The organism is Candidatus Dormiibacterota bacterium (assembly GCA_035532835.1).
GTDB lineage: Bacteria > Vulcanimicrobiota > Vulcanimicrobiia > Vulcanimicrobiales > Vulcanimicrobiaceae > DAHUXY01.
Genome location: DATKQG010000092.1, coordinates 1 through 7,300, shown reverse-complemented (window position 1 = coordinate 7,300; position 7,300 = coordinate 1). Strand labels below are relative to the sequence as shown.

7 protein-coding genes and 2 rRNA genes are annotated in these 7,300 nt (G+C 63.8%); 4 read left to right on the top strand and 5 right to left on the bottom strand.

What is annotated here, in order from left to right; translation table 11 throughout:
• Both VMW12_11465 and VMW12_11460 read right to left on the bottom strand, forming a co-directional pair.
• A partial coding sequence (locus tag VMW12_11465; protein HUZ50332.1) for a GNAT family N-acetyltransferase occupies nt 1–310 on the bottom strand: 310 nt, incomplete at its 3' end.
• Nucleotides 307–1,470, bottom strand: a complete 1,164-nt coding sequence (locus VMW12_11460) for a P1 family peptidase (protein HUZ50331.1) — start codon at nt 1,468–1,470, stop codon at nt 307–309. The genes VMW12_11465 and VMW12_11460, both read right to left, overlap by 4 nt.
• A gap of 6 nt (nt 1,471–1,476) precedes the next feature.
• Between VMW12_11460 and pckA the strand changes: the two genes are divergently transcribed.
• Both pckA and VMW12_11450 read left to right on the top strand, forming a co-directional pair.
• A complete protein-coding gene (gene pckA / locus VMW12_11455; GenBank protein ID HUZ50330.1) occupies nt 1,477–3,141 on the top strand; it encodes a phosphoenolpyruvate carboxykinase (ATP) in 1,665 nt (554 codons plus the stop codon).
• Between the two features lie 79 nt (nt 3,142–3,220).
• Nucleotides 3,221–3,607: a hypothetical protein gene (locus tag VMW12_11450; GenBank protein HUZ50329.1), complete on the top strand. Its 387-nt coding sequence runs from the start codon at nt 3,221–3,223 to the stop codon at nt 3,605–3,607.
• Here VMW12_11450 and VMW12_11445 read toward each other — a convergent pair.
• The gene (locus VMW12_11445; protein ID HUZ50328.1) at nt 3,590–4,117 is read right to left on the bottom strand and encodes an HAD family hydrolase; all 528 of its coding nucleotides are present in this window, start codon (nt 4,115–4,117) and stop codon (nt 3,590–3,592) included. The two genes, VMW12_11450 and VMW12_11445, sit on opposite strands and share 18 nt — an antisense overlap.
• An 18-nt stretch (nt 4,118–4,135) precedes the next feature.
• On the opposite strand from VMW12_11445, the gene pfp reads away from it, so the two are divergent.
• Together pfp and VMW12_11435 are read left to right on the top strand one after the other, a co-directional pair.
• Nucleotides 4,136–5,383: a diphosphate--fructose-6-phosphate 1-phosphotransferase gene (gene pfp / locus VMW12_11440; protein ID HUZ50327.1), complete on the top strand. Its 1,248-nt coding sequence runs from the start codon at nt 4,136–4,138 to the stop codon at nt 5,381–5,383.
• A 31-nt stretch (nt 5,384–5,414) separates the two neighbouring features.
• Nucleotides 5,415–6,692, top strand: coding sequence for a hypothetical protein (locus VMW12_11435; GenBank protein ID HUZ50326.1), 1,278 nt, complete (start codon nt 5,415–5,417; stop codon nt 6,690–6,692).
• A gap of 67 nt (nt 6,693–6,759) precedes the next feature.
• Here the strand turns inward: VMW12_11435 and rrf are convergent.
• A 5S ribosomal RNA gene (gene rrf / locus VMW12_11430) occupies nt 6,760–6,876 on the bottom strand.
• A 108-nt stretch (nt 6,877–6,984) separates the two neighbouring features.
• A 23S ribosomal RNA gene (locus VMW12_11425) occupies nt 6,985–7,300 on the bottom strand; the annotation flags it as partial.

The following is a 7,300-nucleotide window of genomic DNA, read 5'->3' as shown; positions in this document are numbered from 1 at the left end:
CATACCCGTGGCCCCAATCACCGCGAGCCAGGATCCACGAAAGTTCGCTATCACCCCAGGGCGATGGCGCGATCCCGAACGCGCCGATGACGCGGCGCTCGCTCTTAAGAATCGCCGGCCAAACGCCGGCTTCGGCCCCTTCGCTCGAGTGCATGAGGGTCTCTATCCACGCGGGTATCGCATCGTGCGCGATCGCTCCGCCCGGGACGAAACGCATGGCCTCGCTATCGCCGTAGATTGCGAACGCCGCTTCCGCGTCGCCCGGCATCCACGTACGCAACGCGAGACGCTCGGTCTCGATAAAGCTCATTGCACCGCGTGGGCGGCACGCAGCATCTCGAGCACGCGCTGGTCCGGCAGACCATACACCGTGACGCCGCGGCGGCCGGTCATCGTTTTCGCTTCGAAGAGGGCGTCGTAGATGGCAGCTTGCGTCGCCTCCGCTGTGGCGCGGTAGAGCGCGTCGAGAACCGCATTGTCTTCTTGGGTCGCTTCCGCGGGTGCGACGATATCGAACGATGCCTTGCGATTGTAGACGTACGACGTGGAGAACGCGAGGAAGAGATCGCCGCTGCCGACGTCGGACGTTAGGCCGGTGCGCCCCATTCCGAGGCCGGCGCGCAGCGCGAGGGCGTGGAGTTGGCGCGAGTCGAGCGGTGCGTTGGTGGCAACGATAATCACGATGCTGCCGGAGGACATGCGGCCGTGTAAGGCCACGGGCGTCGGGAAGCGCATGCGGTACTCGTTCTTGAGCCGTTCGCCGACCGGAACGCCGACGATGGTCAGGGCATCACGCGAACTGCCGGTATTGTCGTTTACCAGCACGCCGACGCGGTAGCCGCCCAGATCCTCGGGCAAAACTCGAGATGCCGAACCGATACCCGCTTTGAAACCGAAGGCCTTCATGCCGGTGCCGGCCCCGACGCTTCCGCGCGCAAATTGGCCGCCGCGGGCTGCGTCCAGCAGGGCGACGACATCGGCGGCTACGACCGGGCGGGCTTGGATGTCGGTCATCAGTTGGTCGTCGCACTCGGCCACTACGGGGAGCGGGACGTCGTCGGTGCGCCCGACCTGCGGATGGTGGGCGATGACCCAGTCGATCACCCCGTCGTCGGCGCGTCCGATATCCAGCGTGTCGGTCAGGACGATCGGCTCCTCGAGATAGCCGGATTCGTTGATCCAATGCGTCCCGGTCATCTCGCCATTGCCGTTGAAGGCCAGAAAGGCTGCCGCGACCTTATGATCCCAGGGGTCGGCGTCCGGAAGGATCGCCGTAGCGCCCGTGCGGATCGAGCTGCCTTCGATTTTGGTCAGGTTCGCAACCCGAACGCCGGGGACGTCGGTAATTCCATCGAGGGGTCCGCTGGCAAAGGCCCCGAAGTGAAATGGCAGGACGGCCCGCGCCGCGCCGGTGGCGGAGGCTAGCCCCAACACCAAGGCCGCGACGGCCCGCAAATATCGCATCGACATGGGCGGATGGATTGGAAGCCCGCGCCTGGGTGGCCTGCAGGCACGCTCCGCCAGCGCGAAAAACCAATAGACTTTGCCCTGCCACACCATCGGAGAGGTCGCACCATTCTTACGGTTCCGGAGAAGCTAAAGGCCGCAAAGCTTTGGGAGAATCTCCCAGCAAGCGAACTCGTCGAGCACGCGCTGGCACGCGGCGAAGGAATCCTCGGAAGCGACGGCCAGTTTATCGTCGATACGCGCCCCCACACCGGCCGCTCGCCAAAAGACAAATTTTTCGTGAAAGAACCTTCGAGCGAAGGCCACATCGATTGGGGCGACACCAACGCGCCGATCGATCCGGCGACGTTCGACGCCCTCTTCGATAAGGTGCAGACTTATCTTTCGGAACGCGACGTCTATGCGCTCGATGCGTACGTCGGCGCCGACGAACGCTACCGCGTCCCTATTCGCGTTTACACGGAGTTCGCGTGGCATAGCTTATTCGCGCAACATCTGTTCATCACGCCGGAGATACCGGATCCGAATTTCATACCGGAATTCACGGTCGTCGACGCCGCGCTCTTCGGTGCGGATCCGCAGCGCGACGGGACGCGCAGCCCGACGTTCGTCCTAGTGAATTTCGCAAAACGGATCATCTTGATCGGCGGCACGAAATACGCCGGCGAGATCAAAAAATCGGTCTTTACGATCATGAATTACCTGCTGCCGCTTCGCGACACGCTGCCGATGCATTGCTCCGCGAACGTCGGTAAAATCGATGGGGATACCGCCATCTTCTTCGGCCTCTCCGGAACCGGAAAGACGACGCTCTCGTCCGATCCGCATCGTCCGCTCATCGGCGACGACGAGCACGGATGGTCGAGCGACGGCGTCTTCAATTTCGAGGGCGGCTGCTATGCGAAGATGATCCGCCTTTCAGAAAAGGCCGAGCCCGAGATTTGGTCCGCTTCGCATCGTTTCTCGACCGTGCTCGAAAACGTTGCATGCGACGCGTATACCCGCGTGCTCGATCTCGATTCTGAAGAAAAGACCGAGAACACGCGCGCGGCGTATCCGCTCGAGTTCATTCCGAACATCGTCCCCGGCAGCCGGGGCGACCATCCCAAAACGATCGTCATGCTGACCGCGGATGCGTTCGGCGTGTTACCGCCCATTTCGAAACTCACGCGCGATCAAGCGCTCTATCATTTTCTCTCCGGGTATACGGCCAAGGTGGCGGGCACCGAACGCGGCGTCACGGAGCCGGCCGCGACGTTTTCCACCTGTTACGGCGCACCGTTCATGGTGCACCGCCCGACCGTCTACGCTAAACTTTTGGGCGAGAAAATCGACGCCCACGAAGTTGAGTGCTGGCTCGTCAACACCGGCTGGACCGGCGGCGCATACGGCGTCGGCAAGCGCATGTCGATCGCGCACACGCGTGCGATGGTCAACGCCGCGATCGAGGGGCGCATTCCGGCGCACTTCGCCCGCGAGCCGTTCTTCGGATTGCAGATCCCGACAAGCGTTCCCGGGGTGCCTTCGGAGGTGCTGCAACCGCGCAATGCATGGCCCGATCCCGTCGCCTACGACGCGCAGGCAAAAAAACTCGCGCAGCTCTTCTTCGACAACTTCAAGCGCTTCGAAGCGCACGCGAGCCACGGCATCAAGGCAATCGCCATCAAGCCGTAAGCACGCTTCTCATCGAGCGTTCATCCTCTCCTCATCGTACGTTCATCCCGCGATCGCATATCCGGCGTAGGGTGAGGGCATGAATCTTCGACAGTGTTTCTCGGCCATCGTCGTTATTGCGATGGCCTTCCCCATCGTAGCGTTAGCCCAGCAAGGGACGACCGTCGGATCGCAACCGGGTCGCGACCGGGCGCCGATGCGACGCGCCTTGCGCGGCCTGCACCTGAGCCGGCAACAGCGAGCGCAGATGCGCCGGATCGTGACGTCGTTTCGCGCCGCTCATCCTAAGGGGAGCCCGCGAGATCCGCAAGCGCGCAAGGCGATGCGCGCCCAGTTACTCAAGGTTCTGACGCCGCAACAGCGGACGGAGTTTCGTTCCCGGATGCATGCCACCCGGACGCACGCCGCGCAACCTCCGCAGAATGCCGTCTTTCCTAGCGATCCTCCGTCAATCGCCCCAGCGTAAAATGGCGCCGCCGTCCGTCGCGCTGCGAAGCTGCACGTCGGCGATTCTCTCGACCGCGTACACGGCATCGCGCACGCTGCCGATGCGGGCGCCGCGCAGAATCACGATCGTGTCGAGGCCGGCTTCGCGTGCGGCAGCGAGCCCTTGTATGCTGTCTTCGATCGCCAGGGCGCGCTCGGGGGCGACGCCCAGATGCGCGACCGCCTTCGCGTAGCACGCCGGATCGGGTTTGCTCCGTTCGACGTCGTCGCCGGTGACCAGCACTGCCGGCAGCGGTAAACCCGCCGCCGCGAGGATCGCTTCCGCAACGGCTCTGGGCGCCGAGGTAACGATCGCCCAGCGGGCGTCGCGCACGCCGGCGAGCAGGTCGAGCGCACCATCCATCGCGCGGCCGCGGTCGTCGGTGAGCGTGCCGAAGAGATCGAAACAGAGGGCATCGTAGCGGTGCTCCATCGCTCGCGCATTCTGCCAGGAGTTCCGCCGCTCCCGGAAGGCTCTGCGTCTACGCAACTCCAACTCGGAAGAGGTATGAAAGAGACTCTGGCGATTCTCGTGGGCGGCGGCCCGGCGCCCGGCATCAACGGCGTCATCGCTTCGGCGACGATCGAAGCTCTCAACAGCGGCCTGCGCGTGATCGGCATCTACGACGGCTACCGCGATCTGGCAAGCGGCGAGGCGCCACGAACGATCGAGCTTGAGATCGACGACGTCGCGCGGATCCACACGCACGGCGGATCGATTCTGCGCACGTCGCGAACGAATCCGGCCAAGGACGAGCGCACGCTCGCGACGTGCATCGCATCGATCGAGTCTCTGGACGTTCGCTATCTGATCGCGATCGGAGGCGACGACACCACCTACGGTGCCGCGAAAATTGCGGCGGCAACCGTCGGGCGCCTCGGGATCGCAACCGTTCCGAAAACCATCGATAGCGATCTTCCCCTACCCGATAACGCTCCGACCTTTGGTTACGAGACGGCGCGATCGGTCGGTGCCGAGATTATCGAAAGCCTGATCGAAGACGCGCGCACGACGTCGCGATGGTATATCGTCGTGACGATGGGGCGCAAATCCGGCGCGTTGGCGCTAGGAATGTGCAAGGCGGCAGGCGCGACCCTGGCCGTCATTCCCGAAGAGTTCTCCGGGCCCGAACTCGATCTCGAACTGGTGATCGATACGATCGTCGGCGCGATCGTCAAGCGTCGAGCCGACGGCTACGAACACGGCGTCGCCGTCGTCGCCGAGGGCATCGTCGAGCGCGTTTCGGCCGCCACGCTTCGCGCGCTCGAGCACGCCACTCGCGACGCCTACGGACACGTTCGCCTGGCGGATATTCCCCTGGGTTCGCTGCTACGCGACGGCGTTCGCAAGCGATTGGAGGAGCTTGGTTTGCAAACGACCGTGCTGACGAAAGACATCGGATACGAACTGCGCTGCGCGAAACCGGTCGCCTTCGACGTCGACTACACGCGCACGCTCGGCTACGGCGCCGTGCGCTATCTGCTCGACGGCCATAGCGGTGCGTTGATCGCCTTGCGCGGCGGCCGCGTGGAGCCGGTGATGCTCGACGCGCTGCTGGATCCCGCGACCGGCCGCATCCGCACCCGGCTCGTCGATATCACGACCGAGGCCTACACCGTGGCGCGCGATTACATGGTGCGGCTCGAGCCGGACGATCTCCGATCGCCGCAACTCGAACGGATCGCCGCGCAGACCAACCTGGCACCCGCCGCTTTTCGAGAACGCTTTGCGCGGGCAGGTTCAGGGTACATGTAGAGAGCTCTAGAGACACGCAAAGGGGGGCTTCGTGCGCGTTCCAGCCGTAATGACCGCCGGGGCGCTCGCGCTTGCGGCGTGCGGGGGCGGGGCCGGCGCCGGAGCCACCGCGCGGCCATCAACCCAGCCCACTGCCGCCGCGACAAGCGCTGCGTCCAACTGCTCCGGAGCCACATCAACCCAAGCTTCAACGGGGATGGCACCGAGCACGCCGTCGGGCTTGAGCGTCCCAAGCGGTTTTACGGTGCAAACGATCGCCGACATCGGTGGCGCGCGCGAAATCGCGCCTTTGCCCAACGGCGATCTGATCGTCGGAACCAGCGGCTCGGCGGTCTACATCGTTCCGAATGCCGAGGCCGCCGCAGGCGCCGGCGCGGCCAGCGTTTTTGCGACGGTGAACGATGCTCCCGATGCCGGCGTGGCCTTTTCGCAGCCGACGTGCACCGTCTACATCGCGACCCAATACGGCATCTATGCGACGCCCTACCGCGACGGCGACCTCACCGCGGAGCGACTGACCAAAATCGGCAGCATCCGCACCGGGAGCATCTCCCCGGCAACCGACGGCGACGTCCATCGCACGACCTCCGTCGCGGCCGGTGCGGACGCACTCTATGCCGGCGTGGGCTCGAGTTGCAATGCGTGCGTTGAGACCGATCCTACCCGAGCATCGGTGCAACAGCTGCGCCTCGACGGCAGCGGCATGACGACGCTCGCCATGCGAATACGCAATCCGATCGCGCTGGCCGTCGATCCGGTCAGCGGGCATCTCTGGGTCGGCGACGCCGGCCAGGACGATCTGCCCACCCTGCATCCCTACGAGTTCCTCGACGACCTGACATCCCGCGGCGGCGTTGCCGATTACGGATGGCCGGATTGCGAAGAGCATCACGTCGCATACGTCTCGGGTTCAAACTGCTCGGGGACGGTTGCCCCGCTCGTCGAGTTGCCGGCGTACTCCACCATCATCGGGGCGACGTTCTACCCGGCCCAGGCTTCGGGAGCATATGCATTCGGATCGTCCTATGCAGGCGCGCTTTTCGTCGCCCGGCACGGCTCCTGGCACACCCCTTCGGGATGCAACGTCGCGCCAGAAGTTGACGTCGTGCCCATGCATGGGGATCTGCCCGTAACACCGGTGAACTGGAGCGACCCTCACGCGCAATGGAAACCGTTCGTAACCGGGTTTCAGCCTGGATGTACGGCGTCGACACGTATCGGGCGACCCACCGGCATCGCCGTCGGCCCCGCGGGGAGCCTCTTCATCGCCGACGATCAAGCCGGCCTCATCTATCGCGTCCGCCCGTAGGGCGCGCGATCTAGCGCACAATAGCAAGAGCCCCCGGTATCGCTACCGGGGGCTCATCGCTTTCCTAATCTGGCGCCGACCTACTTTCGAGGGACCCTGCGGTCCGACTATCATTGGCGCTGGCGGGCTTAACTGCCGTGTTCGGGATGGGAACGGGTGTGACCCCGCCGCTATGGACGCCAGAAACTTGATCCTGAAACCGCAACAACGAGCCTGAGCTCCGAGCTGATCGCGGTTCCAGAAAGCTGTACAGAGAAGAACTTCCAAGTGCCAAACCGATTGCGATATGGCGTAATTAAAATTTTCCGAGCTATTAGTACCGGTCAGCTGCACATCTTACGATGCTTCCACCCCCGGCCTATCAACGTGGTAGTCTACCACGACTCTTCACCCTTACGGGATTGAGATCTCATCTTGGGGTCAGTTTCGTGCTTATATGCTTTCAGCACTTATCTGATCCGAACATCGCTACCCGGCTATGCTCCTGGCGGAACAACCGGTTCACCAGAGGTTCGTTCGACTCGGTCCTCTCGTACTAGAGTCCAAGCCCCTCAAATCTCCTACGCCCACAGCGGATAGGGACCGAACTGTCTCACGACGTTCTGAAC